The organism is Arthrobacter sp. 10N43 (assembly GCF_056394525.1).
The window spans coordinates 81278-98639 of the sequence record NZ_JBFTIA010000010.1 but is presented as its reverse complement, the minus strand read 5'-3'; the positions used below and the strand labels follow the sequence as shown (position 1 = coordinate 98639).

19 protein-coding genes are annotated in these 17362 nt (G+C 67.9%); 11 read left to right on the top strand and 8 right to left on the bottom strand.

The genetic code is table 11. The annotated features are described in order from the left end of the window. The 4 genes from AC1DDO_RS17825 (at position 1) to bcp (AC1DDO_RS17810) (ending at position 3797) form a co-directional block, all read left to right on the top strand. Positions 1–1197 carry a glycerate kinase gene (locus AC1DDO_RS17825; protein WP_476972434.1) on the top strand — a complete coding sequence of 399 codons (1197 nt, stop codon included), beginning with the start codon at positions 1–3 and terminating at the stop codon, positions 1195–1197. Further along, positions 1190–2533: an allantoinase AllB gene (gene allB, locus AC1DDO_RS17820; protein WP_476972433.1), complete on the top strand. Its 1344-nt coding sequence runs from the start codon at positions 1190–1192 to the stop codon at positions 2531–2533. Before AC1DDO_RS17825 ends, allB begins: the two co-directional genes overlap by 8 nt. Further along, entirely contained in the window at positions 2530–3210 is a 681-nt protein-coding gene (locus AC1DDO_RS17815; protein WP_476972432.1) for a winged helix-turn-helix domain-containing protein, read from the top strand. The genes allB and AC1DDO_RS17815 overlap by 4 nt, the downstream gene beginning before the upstream one ends. Positions 3211–3284: 74 nt before the next feature. After that, positions 3285–3797: a thioredoxin-dependent thiol peroxidase gene (gene bcp, locus AC1DDO_RS17810; RefSeq protein WP_476972431.1), complete on the top strand. Its 513-nt coding sequence runs from the start codon at positions 3285–3287 to the stop codon at positions 3795–3797. Positions 3798–3931: 134 nt separating this feature from the next. Here bcp (AC1DDO_RS17810) and AC1DDO_RS17805 read toward each other — a convergent pair whose 3' ends face one another. After that, positions 3932–4864, bottom strand: coding sequence for a serine hydrolase (locus AC1DDO_RS17805; RefSeq protein ID WP_476972430.1), 933 nt, complete (start codon positions 4862–4864; stop codon positions 3932–3934). 240 nt (positions 4865–5104) lie between these two features. Between AC1DDO_RS17805 and bcp (AC1DDO_RS17800) the strand changes: the two genes are divergently transcribed. Both bcp (AC1DDO_RS17800) and AC1DDO_RS17795 read left to right on the top strand, forming a co-directional pair. Next, positions 5105–5584, top strand: coding sequence for a thioredoxin-dependent thiol peroxidase (gene bcp, locus AC1DDO_RS17800; RefSeq protein WP_476972429.1), 480 nt, complete (start codon positions 5105–5107; stop codon positions 5582–5584). Between the two features lie 106 nt (positions 5585–5690). Next, positions 5691–6125, top strand: a complete 435-nt coding sequence (locus AC1DDO_RS17795) for a DUF6855 family protein (RefSeq protein WP_476972428.1) — start codon at positions 5691–5693, stop codon at positions 6123–6125. On the opposite strand, the gene AC1DDO_RS17790 is transcribed toward AC1DDO_RS17795, so the two are convergent. After that, on the bottom strand, positions 6126–6974 hold the full coding sequence (locus AC1DDO_RS17790; RefSeq protein WP_476972427.1) for a class I SAM-dependent methyltransferase: 849 nt from the start codon (positions 6972–6974) through the stop codon (positions 6126–6128). Positions 6975–7075: 101 nt separating this feature from the next. Between AC1DDO_RS17790 and AC1DDO_RS17785 the strand changes: the two genes are divergently transcribed. The 3 genes from AC1DDO_RS17785 to purM all read left to right on the top strand — a co-directional run bounded on the left by AC1DDO_RS17785 (position 7076) and on the right by purM (position 10397). After that, on the top strand, positions 7076–7447 hold the full coding sequence (locus AC1DDO_RS17785) for a hypothetical protein (protein WP_476972426.1): 372 nt from the start codon (positions 7076–7078) through the stop codon (positions 7445–7447). A gap of 110 nt (positions 7448–7557) precedes the next feature. Further along, complete coding sequence (gene purF, locus AC1DDO_RS17780) at positions 7558–9231, top strand: amidophosphoribosyltransferase (RefSeq protein ID WP_476972425.1); 1674 nt, start codon at positions 7558–7560, stop codon at positions 9229–9231. Then, positions 9228–10397, top strand: a complete 1170-nt coding sequence (gene purM, locus AC1DDO_RS17775; protein ID WP_476972424.1) for a phosphoribosylformylglycinamidine cyclo-ligase — start codon at positions 9228–9230, stop codon at positions 10395–10397. Before purF ends, purM begins: the two co-directional genes overlap by 4 nt. Positions 10398–10534: 137 nt before the next feature. Here purM and AC1DDO_RS17770 read toward each other — a convergent pair whose 3' ends face one another. From AC1DDO_RS17770 to AC1DDO_RS17755, 4 genes are read right to left on the bottom strand one after another with little or no spacing between them, the layout of a single operon-like run. Continuing rightward, complete coding sequence (locus tag AC1DDO_RS17770) at positions 10535–11317, bottom strand: amino acid ABC transporter ATP-binding protein (protein ID WP_476972423.1); 783 nt, start codon at positions 11315–11317, stop codon at positions 10535–10537. Continuing rightward, entirely contained in the window at positions 11314–12240 is a 927-nt protein-coding gene (locus tag AC1DDO_RS17765; protein WP_476972422.1) for an amino acid ABC transporter permease, read from the bottom strand. Before AC1DDO_RS17765 ends, AC1DDO_RS17770 begins: the two co-directional genes overlap by 4 nt. Positions 12241–12248: 8 nt before the next feature. Then, entirely contained in the window at positions 12249–13190 is a 942-nt protein-coding gene (locus AC1DDO_RS17760) for an ABC transporter substrate-binding protein (protein WP_476972421.1), read from the bottom strand. After that, a complete protein-coding gene (locus tag AC1DDO_RS17755) occupies positions 13177–14256 on the bottom strand; it encodes a succinylglutamate desuccinylase/aspartoacylase family protein (protein ID WP_476972420.1) in 1080 nt (359 codons plus the stop codon). Before AC1DDO_RS17755 ends, AC1DDO_RS17760 begins: the two co-directional genes overlap by 14 nt. Before the next feature lie 112 nt (positions 14257–14368). Here AC1DDO_RS17755 and AC1DDO_RS17750 point away from each other — a divergent pair, with 112 nt between their 5' ends. Next, positions 14369–14995, top strand: coding sequence for a GntR family transcriptional regulator (locus AC1DDO_RS17750; protein ID WP_476869701.1), 627 nt, complete (start codon positions 14369–14371; stop codon positions 14993–14995). Between the two features lie 6 nt (positions 14996–15001). Here the strand turns inward: AC1DDO_RS17750 and AC1DDO_RS17745 are convergent, their stop codons facing one another. Continuing rightward, positions 15002–15784 carry a VOC family protein gene (locus AC1DDO_RS17745; RefSeq protein ID WP_476972419.1) on the bottom strand — a complete coding sequence of 261 codons (783 nt, stop codon included), beginning with the start codon at positions 15782–15784 and terminating at the stop codon, positions 15002–15004. 252 nt (positions 15785–16036) lie between these two features. Beyond that, a complete protein-coding gene (locus tag AC1DDO_RS17740; RefSeq protein ID WP_018774150.1) occupies positions 16037–16270 on the bottom strand; it encodes a DUF3073 domain-containing protein in 234 nt (77 codons plus the stop codon). A gap of 292 nt (positions 16271–16562) precedes the next feature. Between AC1DDO_RS17740 and AC1DDO_RS17735 the strand changes: the two genes are divergently transcribed. Then, entirely contained in the window at positions 16563–17288 is a 726-nt protein-coding gene (locus AC1DDO_RS17735) for a septum formation family protein (RefSeq protein WP_476972418.1), read from the top strand. Positions 17289–17362 lie beyond the last annotated feature (74 nt).

Sequence of the window (17362 nt, the reverse complement as noted above, 5' to 3'; positions counted from 1 at the left end):
ATGCGCGTCGTCATAGCGCCGGACAAGTTCAAGGGATCGCTCTCGGCCCCGGACGTTGCCCGGCACCTGGAAGCGGGGCTGCAGCGGGCGTGCGGCGGCAACCTGGACGTCCTGCGGATTCCCGTGGCCGACGGCGGCGAGGGCACCCTCGATGCCGCCGTCGGCTCCGGCTTCACCCGCCGCAGCGCCACTGTCAGCGGCCCCACCGGCGCCCCGCTCCGGGCCGAATTCGCGGTCCGCGGACGCGAGGCCGTCATTGAGCTGGCCGCCGCGTCCGGGCTCGCCGTCCTGCCCGACGGCCTCAAGGACGCCACGGGCGCCACCAGCCTGGGCACCGGCGAACTGATCCGGGCAGCACTCGACGCCGGGTGCCGGCAGATCATCCTCGGCGTCGGCGGCAGCGCCAACACCGACGGCGGCGCCGGGGTCCTGCAGGGACTCGGCGCCAAGTTCCTCGACGCCGACGGCAACGAACTGCCGCCCGGCGGCGCGGCCCTGGCCAGGCTGGACTGGATCGATTTCTCCGGTTTCGATGCCCGCCTGGACGAGGCACGCTTCGTGCTCGCCAGCGACGTCGACAACCCGCTGCTCGGCCCCCAGGGCGCGGCGGCGATCTTCGGCCCGCAGAAGGGTGCCACGCCGGAGGATGTAGCGGTCCTCGACGCCGCCCTGGCCCATTTCGTGGATGTGCTCTCGGCCGAAATCGGGCCGCGGGCACGCAAGGCCGCTGAGGCTCCGGGCGCCGGAGCGGCAGGCGGCGCGGGCTACGCCGCCATCGCGGTACTGGCTGCGACTCGCCGGCCGGGCATCGACGTCGTCCTTGAATTCACCGGGCTGGCGGAGCGGCTGGCCGGTGCTGACCTGGTGATCACCGGCGAAGGCAGCCTCGATGAACAAAGCCTGCTGGGCAAGACTCCGGTGGGCGTGGCCCGGGCGGCCCGCCGGGCCGGGGTCCCTGCGGTCGCGGTCTGCGGCCGCTCGGTCCTGAGCCCGGAGCAGATCAGCAGTTCCGGATTCCTGGCGGTCCACGCTTTGACGGAACTGGAAAGCAATGTAGACACATGTATAGCCGAGGCTGCTCCGCTCCTGGAGCGCCTCGGACAGCAACTCGGTGAGCAATTGACCAACGTGGCGTACTCAGCGCAGGGCGCCCGCGCCTTGGACAGTGCTCCGGGAAAGGAGACCCTCAGTGTCTGAAGAGTCCTACGACCTAGTCTTCCGCGGCCGGCGCGTCCTGACTACGGCTGGCATCGTCGCACGGGAAGTCGGCATCCGCGACGGCGTGATCGTCGCGATCGAGCCGCTGGGCAACGGCCTCTCCGGCCGTGAAGTGATCGAGCTCGCCGACGACGAAACCCTTCTGCCGGGTCTCGTGGACACCCATGTCCACGTCAACGAGCCCGGCCGCACCGAGTGGGAGGGCTTCGCGTCCGCCACCCGGGCGGCCGCGGCCGGCGGCGTCACCACCATCATCGATATGCCGCTGAATTCCATCCCACCCACCACCACGGTGGAGGGCCTCAAACTCAAGCGCGAGGTGGCCGGGGACCAGGCGTTCGTGGACGTCGGCTTCTGGGGCGGAGCCATCCCCGGCAACAAAAGTGAACTGCGGCCACTGCATGACGAGGGCGTCTTCGGCTTCAAATGCTTCCTGCTGCACTCCGGTGTGGACGAGTTCCCGCACCTGGAAGCGGACGAGATGGAAGAGGACATGGCCGAGCTCAAGTCCTTCGACTCGCTCATGATCGTCCACGCCGAGGACTCCCACGCGATCGACCACGCCCCGCACCCGGGCGGCGACCACTACTCCACGTTCCTGGCCTCCCGCCCCCGCGGCGCCGAGAACAAGGCCATCGCCGAGGTCATTGAACGGGCCCGCTGGACCGGCGTCCGCGCCCACATCCTGCATCTGTCCTCCTCCGACGCCCTGCCCATGATCGCCAGCGCCAAGCGCGACGGCGTCCGCCTCACGGTGGAAACGTGCCCTCATTACCTGACGCTGACGGCCGAGGAAATCCCGGACGGCGCCACAGCCTACAAGTGCTGCCCGCCGATCCGCGAGGCCTCGAACCGCGAACTGCTGTGGGCCGGCCTGCAGGACGGCACCATCGACTGCATCGTCTCGGACCACTCCCCGTCCACCCTGGATTTGAAGGACCTGGAAAACGGTGACTTCGCCGTGGCCTGGGGCGGCGTCTCTTCGCTGCAGCTGGGCCTGTCGCTGGTCTGGACCGAGGCCCGGCACCGCGGCATCTCCCTGGAGCAGGTGGTTTCCTGGATGGCGGCCAAGCCGGCCGAGCTCGCCGGGCTGGGCAACAAGGGCCAGTTGGCGCTGGGGTACGACGCGGACCTCGCCGTCTTTGCCCCGGACGAGGCGTTCGTGGTGGATGTCTCCAAGCTCAAGCACAAGAACCCCATCACCCCGTACGACGGCAAGGCGCTTTCCGGCGTCGTCCGCCGGACCTACCTCCGCGGCACCCTGGTCGACGGCCGGACTCCGACCGGCAAGCTGATCCGCCGCGGCGGCGTGTGAGCCAGGCGGCGGTGGCCGGCACCGCGCCCGCCGTTCACGGACGGGTCAACCACAACGGACAGGCACGGCAGGCACGGCAGGCCAACGGAGTGGCGCGGCAGGCCGGCCTCACCGCGAAGGGGCTCGCGGTCTGGGTCACCGTCCCGGACGACGCCGACATTGACCCGGCCTGCCTGGCCCGCGCGGCCGAACTCGTGCTCGGCCGCGCCCTCAGATGTGCTCCGGAGGCGGAAGTCCACTTTAGGCCCGCCGCCGGAGCCGCAACGTCCGCCGTCGTCCTGTCCCCCGCAGACGACGGCGGGGCGGGCGCTGCGCCGGGCGCTGCGCCCGTCCTTGCTCCGGTCCCTGGCAGCATCAGCCGGCTCGCCGTCGACCTCGCCGCCGGGGATGCCAGGCTCGACGGCGAGCGGGTGCCCCTGACGGAGCTGGAATTCATGCTCCTGCGATGCCTCGTGCAGAACTGCTCCCGCACGGTGAGCCGGCAGGAACTGCAGCATTGCCTCGACGCGTTCGACACCCCCGGCGCCGCGACCCGGTCCATCGACGTGTATGTCGGCCGGCTGCGCCGCAAACTCAAGGGCTGCCGGCACGCCGTCGTCACCGTCCGCAGCGGCGGCTACCGCTTCGTCCCCGGCCCGCGGGCGACGGTGCGCGGACCCGCGGAATTCAGCATCTGAAACCTGCTATCTGAGACCCCCTATCTGAGACCCGGCGCCCCACCCATCCCGACCCCCGTATCGAAGGAACCTCCATGCAATCCACCGTGGCTACCAACCTGCCCGCCGCCAAACTGAACAGCATCACCAAACTGCAGAAGGGAACCCCGGCGCCGGGGTTCGCGCTGCCTGACGCCGAAGGCCGCCGGATTTCCCTGGCCGACTACCGCGGCAAGAACGTCATTGTGTACTTCTACCCCCGCGCGGCCACCCCCGGCTGCACCACCGAGGCCTGCGACTTCCGCGACAGCCTCGCCTCCCTCCAAGGCGCAGGCTTCGAGGTCCTGGGCATCTCCCCCGACGCCCCCGAGGCCCTGGCCGCCTTCGCCGCCGAGCATGCGCTGACCTTCCCCCTGCTCGCCGACGAGGACCACGCCGTGGCACTCGCCTACGGCGCCTGGGGCGAGAAGCTGGTGGACGGCGAGGTCCGTGAAGGAACGGTCCGGTCCACCGTGGTGGTCGATCCCGACGGCTTGGTGGTCCTGGCGCAGTACCAGGTCAGTCCGCAGGGCCACGTGCGGGCGCTGCGGGAGGAGCTCGGCATTTAGGCGCCGATGCGTGGTCCGCGCGCCGTGTTCGGATTTCTGCCCGGGTTTCGGACGAGGGTGCCGCGGATCCGCGGTGCGGTGGTCCGATTCCGCCGCCGATTTCCGACATCACGCCGCTCTCCGCCCTGGGCGGCCTAGAACAGGGCGCCCGCCACCGCCTGGGTCAGCTGATGAATCACCTCGGTGCGTTCCGGGACGTCACTCAGGTCCTGGCCCTTGGTGTAGATGACCAGGGCGTAGGCGGTGCCGTCCCGGGCGAGGATGCCGGCGTCGTGCAGTTCATCGTCCAGCAGCCCGTACTTGTGGAAGACCGTGATCCCGTCCGGCACCGCGGCGGGAATGAGCGTTTCGTAGTTCGTGTCCTGCATGTAGGACAACAACTGGGCGGTGTCATCGGCATCCAGGAGCGTCCCGGAATAGATCCCCGCCAGGATCCTGGTCATCTCCGCCGGGGTCAAGGTGTTGGTTTCCGGGTCGTAGTCCACGCCGAGCGACGCCGCGTAGTCCGTCAGTTCCGAGTGGCCCACCGCGTCCATGATGAGCGACCACGAGTCGTTGTCGCTCTGCTGGACCATCTCGCGCAGCTGGAACCCGGCCGTGTAGGCCCCCAAAGGATCATCGAGGCTTGCCGCGCCCGTTTCGACCAGGTGGTAGTAGGCTGCGGCGGCCAGGACCTTGGCGGTGCTGGCCGCCACGAAGTTCTCCCGGACCCCGTATTCATGGACCTCCGCGGGATCCGCTCCGGAAGACACGTCCATCAGGGCCACGCCGATCTGGTACTGGCTGTTGGCATCCAGGATGGCCTGGATGCGCGCGTCCAGTGCCGCGTCCACCGTGCCCGCCGCCGGCTTGGATGCAGGGGCCGAAGCACTCGCTGAAGCTTCCGCAGAGGCCTCGACACCGCCCGACGCCGAGGCGCCGCCGCCCGTTGCCGGACTGGCCGCGGACAGGCCGCCGGCGGCTGTCAGGGTCCGTCCCTCCGCGGCCGAGAAGAACCCAGCCGCCAGCGCGACGGCGAGCACTGCGGCACAGACCGCCCCCACCAGGATCCGCGGCCGGACGGCCATTCGGCGGGGCCTGCGTCCGGCACCGCGCCGGAATCCGGGTCGTCGCTGCGGTGGTGTCTGCTGTTCCATGGTGCTCCACGCTAGCCACTGCAGCTGTGCCCGAGCTATGAATAAGCCGTCATTGGCGGCCTTCCAATGCAGCCCCGGGACCGGTCCTTGGTAGGCTCAGGCGGCGGAATACAGCCTCGGCCAACGATGTTGTGCATCACAGACCCGTTGTCCACTCCCCGAAGGATCATCATGAGCGCAAACATGACCGTCAAGCTCCAGCCCGGCACGCCGGCCCCGGACTTCACGCTGCCCGACGCCGAAGGCAAGTCGGTTTCGCTGGCCGACTATCGCGGCAAGAACGTCATTGTGTACTTCTACCCCCAGGCCGCGACCCCCGGCTGCACCACCGAGGCCTGCGACTTCCGCGACAACCTTGCCTCCCTGCAGGGCTCCGGCTACGAGGTACTGGGCATCTCCCCCGACGCCCCTGAGGCCCTGGCCCACTTCACGGGCGACTTCGCCCTGACGTTCCCGCTGCTGGCCGACGAGGACCACGCCGTCGCCCTCGCCTACGGCGCGTGGGGCGAGAAGCTGGTCCAGGGCGAGGTGACGGAGGGCATCGTCCGCTCCACCGTGGTGCTGGATCCCGAGGGCAAGGTGAAGCTGGCGCGGTACCAGGTCAAGGCCCAGGGCCACGTCGCGGCGCTGAAGGAAGAACTGGGCGTCTGACGCCCAATCGTTCCCTCCCGCAAGTTTGCCTCGCACCGCGCCGGATGGCTCGGTAGGCTCGGACCATCGGCGCCGGGCATCCGGCCGGACAGAAGGCGGGCACGGCGTGGCAAACGGCACCAAGCAGGATCCCTGGCAGCTCAGGACGGCCCCGGGCACCTCGGAGTATTCGATGTACCGCGACGAGGAGTCCGATCCGCCGGCGCTGGTGTGCCAGGTCGGATCCACCACACTCAAATACCACCTCCGGGCACTGGATGACGTGCACCTCTGGCTGATGGAGAAGGTGGACTGGGTTCCCTTGGGCGCCGCCGACGAAAACAAGCCGGCGGCCGAAGGGACAGTGGAAGCCTGGGGCCGGGACCCCGAAAACCCTGTGGGCGGCTGGTACGGCCTGCGCAAGGGCTACCGGGGACGGTTTGGGATGTACCTGCCGCCCCTGCTCGAGGCCCTGGGCTTGGTGGAACTCACCCACGAGAAGCGCAACAACAGCGTGCGCGCGATCATCGCGGACGCGTCCGGCCCGGCGTCGCCCGCCTAGCTACACCTTGGTCCCGGACACCACGGTGGCGGTCGAGCGGAGCCGGATCGCGCCGTCGTGCTCGTAGCGGCCCAGCAGCGCGAACACGTCCTGGCGGATCAGGGCCCGCGACTCGGCGTCCGCCTTGGCCAGCCCCATCGCCACGGTGGTCGCGATGTCGGTCATGAATTCCCAGTAGCTGTCGGGGGATTCATGCACCAGCTCGGCGCTGACCTGGCGCTCGGACACGTCCGCGAGCCCGGCGTCCTTGAACAGGCGGGCCATGAACCCGGTGGGTGCGCAGCGGAACAGCCCGGGAGTCCCTGCGGGCGGAATGGGAAGTTCCCGATGCCGGGCAATCGTGCCCAGGATCAAACTGGCCCACGGGTTCGCGGCGGCGCGTCCCCAGACGACGGCCCCAACGCGGGCGCCCGGCTTGGCGGTGCGTGCCATCTCAGCCATGGCCGCGGACATTACGGGAAAGAACATGAACCCGAAGCGGCAGTACACGACGTCGAACGTGCTGTTCCCAAAGGGCATCGCGGCAGCATCGCAAACCTGAAAGTCCAGGTTCTGCAGGCCCCGGACCGCTGCCTTCTCCTCGGCCACGCGGAGCATCCCCGACGAGATGTCGGCCAGGACCACCCTGCCCTCCGGCACCTGTCCGGCCACGTTGAGACCAGGTTCGCCAGTGCCGGCCGCGACATCCAGCACCCGGGAGTCAGGGCGCAGCCGCAGCTCCTCGAGCAAGGCCTCCCCGAACGGAGCGTGCCAGCCGAGCAGTTCCGCGTCCCATTTGTGCCAGCCCGCCGAGAACTCGTTCCAGATCATGCGCTGCTGGTCACGAACGCGGTCGGCCGAGGCTAACATGGCGGTTCCTTAGCTCGTCTGTAGCTGGCCCTCCCCCATCCCCTAGTCTGCCCCGGGAACCGGGCCCCGGCAATGAGTCCGGGGGCAGTAGGCTTAACGGCATGTCTTCCCACGAAACACCCGGCACCGCAGGCTCCGACCCCCAACGGGAACCTGCCCCGGGCAGCGTTCCAGGCGGCGTTCCGGAGCGCCGCGAGGTCACCGTCCGCCGGGCGCCAAAGTATGTGCCCTTCCTGATCCTGGGCGGGCTCGTGGGCGTGGCCGTCGCGGCCATCATCGCCTACGCCCTCCCCGGTGACGCCAGCTACGACCGCGGCTCGGTCTTCGGTTTCTTCATGGTCCTGTGCGCTGCCGGCGGCGTCATCCTGGGTGCCGCGGTGGCCCTGGTGCTGGACCGGCTGAGCGTCCGCCGCACCGAGCACGCCGTCGTCGAGTCCGCACCTGACGCCGACGACGACGAAAACGGCGCCTGAGCCGGCGCCCAAGCGCACCTGCACCCTGCCTGAGCAGCACCTGAGCCGGGCGGCAGGTCATAAACCGGCGGCCGGAAAAGTCTTAGCGCACATCGTGAGATAATCGACCAGTGGCACGCGGCGATGGAAAACTTTCTCATGATCTTCTCCCAGGCGAAAAAGGCCCTCAGGACGCATGCGGCGTCTTCGGGGTCTGGGCACCCGGTGAAGAAGTAGCAAAACTTACCTATTACGGGCTGTATGCATTGCAGCACCGTGGTCAGGAGTCGGCTGGCATAGCAACCAGCGACGGCAAGCGGATCAACGTCTACAAGGACATGGGCCTCGTTTCCCAGGTCTTCGACGAGACCACGCTGAACACCCTGACCGGGCACCTGGCCGTCGGCCACTGCCGCTATTCCACTACGGGCGCCAGCCACTGGGCCAACGCCCAGCCCACCCTGGGCGCGACCGCCACGGGCACCGTGGCGCTGGCCCACAACGGCAACCTGACCAACACGGCCGAGCTCAAGGCGATGATCGAGGACCGCAACGGCGGCCAGCTCAGCGGCGAGATGAAGCAGGGCAACACCTCGGACACGGCGCTGGTCACGGCGCTCCTGGAGGGCGAGGAGGGCAAGTCCCTCGAAGAGACCGCCATGGAGCTGCTGCCCAAGATCAAGGGCGGCTTCTGCTTCGTCTTCATGGACGAGGGCACCCTCTACGCGGCCCGTGACACCTACGGGATCCGTCCGCTGTGCCTCGGCCGGCTGGAACGCGGCTGGGTGGTTGCCTCCGAGCAGTCCGCCCTCGCCACCGTCGGCGCCAGCTTCATCCGCGAAATCGAACCCGGCGAGTTCATCGCCATCGACGAGGACGGCGTCCGCTCCCAGCGCTTCGCCGAGTCGACCCCGGCCGGCTGCGTCTTCGAATACGTGTACCTCGCCCGCCCGGACGCCTCCATCGCGGGCCGCTCGGTGTACGAGTCCCGCGTGGAAATGGGCCGCCAGCTGGCCCGCGAAAACACCCAGGAAGCGGACATCGTCATCCCCGTGCCGGAATCGGGCACCCCCGCGGCCGTGGGCTACGCCGAGGAATCCGGCATCCCCTTCGCGCACGGTTTCGTCAAGAACTCCTACGTGGGCCGCACGTTCATCCAGCCCTCACAGACCCTGCGCCAGCTCGGTATCCGCCTCAAGCTCAACGCCCTGGAATCTGTGATCCGCGGCAAGCGCGTCGTGGTGGTTGACGACTCGATCGTCCGCGGCAACACCCAGCGCGCCATCGTGCGGATGCTCCGGGAAGCGGGCGCCGCCAGCGTCCACATCAAGATTTCCTCCCCGCCGGTCAAGTGGCCGTGTTTCTACGGCATCGACTTCGCCTCCCGCGCGGAACTGATCGCCAACGGCGCCACCATCGATGAAATCACCCAGGCCATCGGCGCCGACTCGCTCGCCTATATCTCCGAAGACGGCATGATCGAGGCTACCCGGCAGCCGCGCGAACGCCTGTGCACGGCCTGCTTCACCGGCAAGTACCCGATCGAGCTCCCCGGCGCGGACAAGCTCGGCAAGAATCTGCTCGAGCGCACGGACCTCGGCGGACTGCCCGCTACGGCTGCCTCCGGCGCTGCGCCGTCCGCCCGGTCCACGGCGTCCGACGCCGAACCAGGCACCTCGATCTCCGACGATCCGGCCGAGAAGGCCGGCGCCACGGGCTGCGATCCGGGACCGGACTCCGAATTCGAAGAACTGCTCACCGATGCCGACCGCGTCACCAAAGCCGACAAGAAAGAGCCAGTATGACTTCCGCCTCCCCGGCCGCTGACATGAACGCCGCCCAGAACGCCGGCATCACCTACGCCTCCGCCGGCGTCGACGTCGAAGCGGGAGACCGCGCCGTCGAACTCATGAAGGATGCCGTCAAGGCAACGCACAACTCCTCGGTGATCGGCGGCGTCGGCGGGTTCGCGGGCCTCTACGACGTCTCCCGGCTCCTGACCTACAAGCGCCCGCTGCTGGCCACGTCCACCGACGGCGTCGGCACCAAGGTGGCAATCGCCCAGGCCATGGACATCCACGACACCATCGGCTTCGACCTCGTCGGCATGGTGGTGGACGACATCGTCGTCGTGGGCGCCGAGCCGCTGTACATGACCGACTACATCGCCTGCGGCAAGGTGGTCCCGGAGCGCATCGCGGACATCGTCCGCGGCATCGCGGCCGCCTGCTCGGTCGCCGGCACCGCCCTGGTGGGCGGCGAAACCGCCGAACACCCGGGCCTGCTCGGTGAGCACGAATACGACGTCGCCGGTGCCGCCACCGGCGTTGTCGAGGCCGACGCGCTGCTTGGCCCGGACCGTGTCCGCGCCGGCGACGTCGTGATCGGCATGGCCTCCTCCGGCCTGCACTCCAACGGCTACTCCCTGGTCCGCCGCGTCATCAACCACGCCGGCTGGGCCCTGGACCGCCAGGTCTCCGAACTCGGCCGCACCCTGGGCGAGGAGCTCCTCGAGCCCACCCGTGTCTACGCCGCGGACTGCCTGGACCTCGCCCGCACCTTCCCGGTGAACGGCTCCGCGGCCGGCAAGGCCGTCCACGGCTTCAGCCACGTGACCGGCGGCGGGCTCGCGGCCAACCTGGCCCGGGTCCTCCCGCAGGGCCTGCTGGCCACCGTGGACCGCGCCACCTGGGAACTCCCGGCCATCTTCAAGCTGGTTTCCGAGCTCGGCAACGTCCCGCTGGCCGATCTCGAGCGCACCCTGAACCTGGGCGTGGGCATGGTCGCGATTGTGTCGCCGGAAGCGGCCGACGCCGCCGTGACCCGGCTCAACGACCGTGGCCTTCCGTCCTGGATCATGGGCACCGTCGAGGAGAACTCGGATTCAATCGTCAAGACCGGCCCGGACTACGTCCAGGGCGCCAAGGGCGTCGACGGGGGCGCCGTCCGGCTGGTCAACGCCTACGCCTAGGGGTTCCCAACCCCAATCGAGTGCTCCGCACCTGCCGTTTGCAGCATCATAAGGGCGGTTGGGCCCACGCCGGGAGGGTTCCCTGGCCGAGCTTGCGAGGTCAGGGGGCCGGTGGGGAGCACTCGATGGTTAAGGGACTAGAGCACCGCGGACAGGAAGGCGCGCGTCCGTTCATGCTGCGGATGGTTGATGACCGCTTCGGCGGGGCCTTCCTCAAGGATCCGGCCGCCGTGCATGAACACCACACGGTCAGCGACGTCCCGGGCGAATCCCATTTCATGGGTGACAACGATCATGGTCATTCCGCTCCGGGCAAGATCCTTCATGACGCGGAGGACTTCGCCGACGAGTTCCGGGTCCAGAGCGGACGTGGGCTCGTCAAAGAGCATCAGTTTCGGTTCCATGCAGAGTGCCCGGGCGATCGCCACGCGCTGCTGCTGCCCGCCCGAGAGGTGGCGCGGGTAGGCCTGGGCCTTCTCCGCCAGTCCCACCTTGTCCAGGAGCCCGAGCGCCCGGCGCCGGACCTCGTCCTTGCGCTGTTTGAGCACCCTCAGCGGGGCCTCCATGAGGTTTTCCAGCACGGTCATGTGCGGGAACAGGTTGAAGTGCTGGAACACCATGCCGATGTCGCTCCGGTCGGCGCAGATCTCATTGTGGGACTGCTCGTGCAGCTTGCGGCCTTTGAGCCGGTAACCCACCACGCGGTCCTCCACCCGGAGCAGGCCGCCGTCGATCTTTTCCAGATGGTTCACGCAACGCAGGAAGGTGCTCTTTCCCGATCCGGAGGCGCCGATGATGCAGACCACCTCGCCGCGCCGGATTTCAAGATCGATGCCCTTGAGGACCTCGTTGGTTCCAAAGCTCTTGCGGACGCCCTCGGCCCGCACCAGCGGCCTTGGCCCTGCTGTCTCGATGGTCATGACTTAACGCCCCTTCCTGAGGCTTGCGGGGAGTGGATCCTGAAGAAACGCCGCAGGCGTTCGGCGGCCGACGGCGGCACGGACCGGGAGGTACCGCGGGAGAACCGCCGCTCCAAATACCCCTGGCCCACACTGAACACGGTGGTGACGATGATGTACCAGATGCTGGCCACAAGCAGCAGCGGCACCACCTGGAGGTTCTTGGAGTAGATGATCTGGGCTGAATACAGCAGCTCGGGGACTGCGATGACGCTGACCAGCGAGGTCATTTTCAGCATGCCGATGAACTCGTTGCCGGTGGGGGGAATGATCACCCGCATGGCCTGCGGCAGGATCACCCGGAACAGGGTCTGCAGGCGTGACATGCCCAGCGCCCCCGCGGCCTCGCCTTGGCCCTGGTCGATCGACTGGATGCCGGCCCGGACAATTTCGGACATGTAGGCCGCCTCGTTGAGGCCCAGGCCCAGGATGGCCGCGGCAAGGGGCGTGATGAGCTGGTTGGCATCGAGGCTGACGCCCGGGATGCCGAACGTGATTTCCGGGTACAGCGCCGAGAGATTGAACCAGAACAGCAGCTGGACCAGCACGGGGGTGCCCCGGAAAGCCGTCACGTACATGCCGGCCGAGGCCTTGACCACCGGGTTGGTGGAGAGCTGCATGACGGCCAGGATGACGCCCAGTCCGACGCCGGCCGCCATGCAGACGACGGTCAGCATCAGCGTGATGCCAATGCCGTTGACGATTGTGATGTCCCGGAAGTACAAGGCCACCTTGTCCCAGCCAAAGCGCGGGTTCGTCACGGCCGACAGCAGGAGCAGACCGACGACGGCGATCACCGCCGCTGCGGCGACCCAGCGCCACGGGTGCCGGGCCGTCACCACGGTGTACTCGCCCCTGGTGTCGGCGGTCCGTGAAAGGCTCATGGTCCCGCTCATGGGGTGGCTCCGGCGTCGACCTGGTCAGCGCTGACCTTCACGGAATCGGGGATCCCGTACTTGGCGTTGATTGCCCTGTAGGTATCGCTGGCAACGAGTGCCTCGACAGCGGCCACGACAGCCTTGGTCAGCGGTGAACCTTTCGGCAGGGCGATGCCCACCGGCGTGGGTTCCCAGCCGGCGCCGGGCGCGAGTTCGAACGAGCCGCCGGACAGCTTGCTGGCGTAGGCCATGCCGATGTCCCCGGACAGGACGCCGTCAACGCGGCCGGAGATGAGGGCCAGGTTGGCTTCGTGTTGGGACGGGAAGAGCTGGATGTCGATCGGGGCCTGTCCCGCGTCAGTGCACTGCTTCGAGAAGGCAGGCAGAGTTTCGATGCCCTGGGACGTTCCCTTTTCGCCGCCGATCCTGATGCCGCACAGCTTCATGGCGTCAAGGGCGAGATTCTTCGGGTTCCCCTGCTTGACTGCCAGGCCCGAGCCGCTGTTCATGTAGGTGGCGAAGTCGGCGTTCTTCTTCCGTTCAGCGGTGACGTTGAATCCGGAGATCCCGACGTCGTACTTATGCGATCCGACGCCGGGGAGGATGGTGTCAAAGGTGGCCGGGACCATCTTGGCCTCCAATCCCAGGGTCTCCCCGAGTGCCTTGGCGAAGTCGGCGTCCCATCCCGTCACCGTCTTGTTGTCCGCGGCGTAGAACTCGTACGGCGCGAACGTGGGGTCCGTCCCCACCAGGAGCGTTCCCTTGGACCTGACCTCCGCGGGCAGCAGATCTGCTGCCGCCTGGTTGAGCGGTGCGGCGGCGATGGCGCCGCCCTGCCCGGGCAGGGGCTGGGCGTCGGCGTTACCGGCGTCGAGGGAGGCGGTGGTGCAGCCGCTGAGCCCGATAAGGGCGGCGAGCAGCACAGTGCCGGTGGCCGTGAAATTAGGACGTGACATAGTTGCCTTTCGGATGGGTGGTTCCGTGGTCAACGGCGATGTTGACCAGGGTTGTGCCGACGTTGACGGGGGCCGGATGCCGAACGATGGCAACCACCCCGTCGATGGGTGCGAAGAATTCCTTGGCCGGGCGGTCGAGTTCCTCTACTGAATGAACCCTGGCCACGAGGGCCCCTGCCGCGACGATTTGCCCCAGCTCAACGGTGGGTTCGAAGAGCCCGGCCATGGTGGAGTTCACCGGGGACTGCGATGTGAGCTCCACCCACTGGATTGTGGATTTGCCAGTGGACTGGCCGGCGGATGGGACCGCAGATGAGACAGCGGACTGGGCTGGTGACGGGGCGCCCTGGAGAATTCCCCAGTGACCCAGGAGCGCCCGCAGCCCCGTCCGTGCTCGCTTCAGGATCTGCAGGGAGACCGTCCCCCTGCCGCCGAGTTCGGTGGAGATCATGGGGACGCCGGCCCGGTCCGCGGCGCCGCTGATGGAACCGGATTTGAGCATGGGCTGCACCACGACCGAATACGGCACGTTGAAGGCAGCCACGGCCGCGGTCTTTTGCGCCCAGAGTTCCGGCGTGGGTCCGTGGTAGACGAAGGCCGAGGGCACGTATTCCGAGGCGATTCCGCCGGAATGGATGTCCATGACGAAGTCCGCCAGCGGGATGAGGTCCTCGGCCACGATGGAGGCTATCTGCTGTGCCGGGCCCCCGGCGGCGTCGCCCGGAAGGGATCTGTTGAGGTTCACTCCGTCCACACTGGCAACGCGGCGCCCTTCCCGGACGGCGGCGATGTTCAACGCGGGCAGTACAATCAGGCGCCCGCTGACTTCCGCCGGATCGATGGACCGGATCAGCTCCTGGAGCAGGATCTGGCCTTCGTACTCGTCGCCGTGAGTGCCCGCGATGAGGAGCACCGTTGGCCCGGCCCCGCCGCTCAGGACGGCGATGGGGGACGGGATCACGGCGGCGTCGTGGGCGTTGTCCGAATGTTCAATCTCCAGATAGCCGAGCTGCCTGCCTGTGGCAAGGAAATCGACGCCGGGGATTCGGGGAATGTGCAGGGGCATGGGCTGACTTTCAGCTAGGCTGGGCAAGATTGGATTCACTGTATACAGTGAATACTGTGATGTAAAGCACGTAGACTTGATGAATTCTTGGGACCAGAAGGGGATGATGCGAATGGCTGTGCAAGCTGCCAAGAAGATGCGGCCGTTGAGCGAGCAGGTCTACGACCGGATCAGTGATGAGATCGTCAACGGCGTGGTTGAGCCGGGCGCTCCACTGGTCCAGGAGCAGCTGGCGGACGAATACGGGGTGTCCCGCACGCCGATCCGCGACGCGCTGAACCGGCTGGTGCACGAGGGCCTGGCCACACTGGTACCCGGTGCCGGATACTTCGCGACAACGCTGACGCCGTCGAACGTTGCCGAGGTCTATGAAGTCCGCAAGGCGCTGGAGATCATGGCCATCCGGCAGTGCGGCGCCACGTACACGCCCCTCGAGCTGGCCCGGCTGGAGCTGCTGATTGCCGAGGGATCCGCGAGTGCCGACGCGGAGGCGCTCTTCACGGCAACACGGGGGTTCCACCTCAGCCTGGCAGCCCCCTGCCCAAATAAGTTCCTGCTGACCACGCTCGAGTCCGTCTGGGACAACCCCGTCCAGCGCCTGATCAGCCGCTCATATCCGCTGGACGATGCCAAGCTGGCCCGCGTCGCCGATTCACACCGGAAGATCCTGGCCGCCGCGCGGGCCGGTGATCCGGATGCCCTGATTCCCCTGCTGGACCTCTGCCACGAGAAGGACTGAGCGGCCCTAGACCTCCAGCAGGTTGAAGACGCCGCCCTGCGGGTCCTTCAGCGTGGCGATCGCGCCGGCTTCCTCGACCCCTTCCGGTTCGATCAGCACGACGCCGCCCGCGGCCACCGCGGCCTGTACGGCGGCCACGACGTCGGAGACGCCGAAGTAGACCTGCCAGCCCGGCTCCAGGGTGTCCTGGGCATCGCCGGGGACCCGGGCGATGCCGGCAACTTCCGCGCCGTCCACCATGAGCGTGGTGTAGGTGCCGCCGTCGTCCTGGGGGTATTCGGTCACCTCGTGCCCGAAGAGCTGCTGGAAGAAGCCGACGGCGGCCTGCGGCTCCGGCGTGAGCAGCTCCGCCCAGGCCAGGGTCCCCGCCTCCTGTCTCCGGCCGGCCCCGAAGTGGCTGCCCGCCTGCCACGCGCCGGTGGTTCCGCCGCCGGGCGGGGCGAAGAAGACCATGACCCCGGTGTCGCCGATGGCCTCCGGGCCGAATTCAAGGCGCCCGGTGGAGTGAGCCAGTTCGGCGGCCAGGTTTTTGGCGTCCTCGACAGCGAAGTACACGTTCCACTTGCCCGGCTCGCCCGCGGCTTCCTGACGGGGGTTCTGCGGCGCGAGGACGGTCACCAGCGCCTCGCCAAGGAAGGCCTGCGCGTAGCTGCGCCCGTCCGGGGTGGGCAGGTCCTCGTACCGCCAGCCGAAAACCGCCGCATAGAAGGCCTTCGCCGCCTCCACATCCCTGGTCTGGAGGTCTGTCCAGCAGAGCTCACCCTCGGCGAATCCTGTGCGCGTGGTCATGGCAGTCCTTCCGGGCATCTGGGCATCTGGGCGGCGTCCGGGAAATTCCGGCACGAACAACCTAGCCCGGGGCCCCGCCGGTGACAACAGCGCCGCGAATACCGGGGACAGGAAACAGCGTACAAGAAGCCGGGTACAAGAAAGGCCGCCGGGCACACCTGTAACAGGAGTGGCCGGCGGCCTGAAAAACTTTGGCCGGCACCACAGTGCCGGAAGGATCCCCCGGCAGAACCTGCCGGGAGGAAGCGTCGACTAACCTATGCGACGGGAATCTACCTCGTCGTCGTCGTCTTCCACATCGTCCGCGTACTTATCCACATACGCTGAATAATCCGGTTCGACCGGGTCATCCGCGAAGTGGCTCGTGGCACGACTTCCCGGGCCCGTGAGCTCGCGCTGAAGGGCCGAATAGTCAGTGTTCGGGGAGTAGTACTTGATGTCCCGAGCCTGCTTGGTAGCTTTTGCCTTTTGACGGCCGCGCCCCATGGCGTGACCCCCTTTTGTACTTGGACCGGAGGTGGTCACCTTTGGCGATCGGTGAGGCCCCGGAATGTTTGGTCAATTTGTCGTACACCTAGATTACATGCTTTCGGCGTCAACTGCTCGCCGGCCCGCCCCATGTGGACACTGTGGCGCCTCGGCAGCGGCGGCCTCGGCCACCGGCACATGCGCCGTACCGCGCTTCTTCGATAGAGTTTCGTGATGTGCGCCCGGAAAAGGGCCACGACGCCGGGCCTCCAGCCCCGGCAAAAGACGCACGGAAGTGGTGAATTTCTCAGTGACTGAAGAGAATCCAAGGAACGACGCCGGGACCATCCCGCCGCCGCCTTCAAGGCCGCCGACGTCCGCCCTGCCCGTCATCACAGCGGACCCGGCACGGGCCACGAACCGCTCGGCGGCACCGGCTGGGAAACCCGTCACCTTCGACCGCATTGTTGCCGCGCTCTCCTGGCGCGCGCGGCGCGTGGCCCGCCAGATCCGCCGGCAGGGGCCACGGCGGCTGGGTGTGGCCGCGGCCATTCTTGTCGCGCTCGGCCTTCTGCTCTGGTGGGCTGTGGCCTCATTTGCCGGCGGCGGCCAGCCCGCCCCGGATAGCGCCAGTCCGACCCCGGCGGCTTCGGCGGAGTCGGCCCCGGCCAGCCGCGGAGCCTTGCCGCTGGAAGGCGTCAGCCCCATGGACTTCCAGCTGCGTGACTGCTTCAAGGACTTCGATCCGGATGCGCAACAGTCCACCATTGTGGACTGCGCCACGGGCCACTCGGCGCAGCTGGTGGCGGTGGAGAAGTACGGTTCGGCTGACTCCTACCCCGGCCGGGAAGCGCTCAAGCAAAAGGCGCGCAATGCCTGCAAGGCCGCACCGCTGACGGAGAAAGCCGGCAGCTACGGGCTGAGCTACAAGCTGGCCTACCCGAGCTCGAACAGCTGGGACAAGGGCGACCGCCGGGTCGATTGCTACGCCGTCACGGACGCCGGAAACGTCATCAAGGAGTCCCTGCTGCCGTAGCCTTACGCAGCGTTACGCAGACATTAACGCCACTGGCAGCCGGGACGAATCCGGCTGCCAGTGGCGTTTTTCTG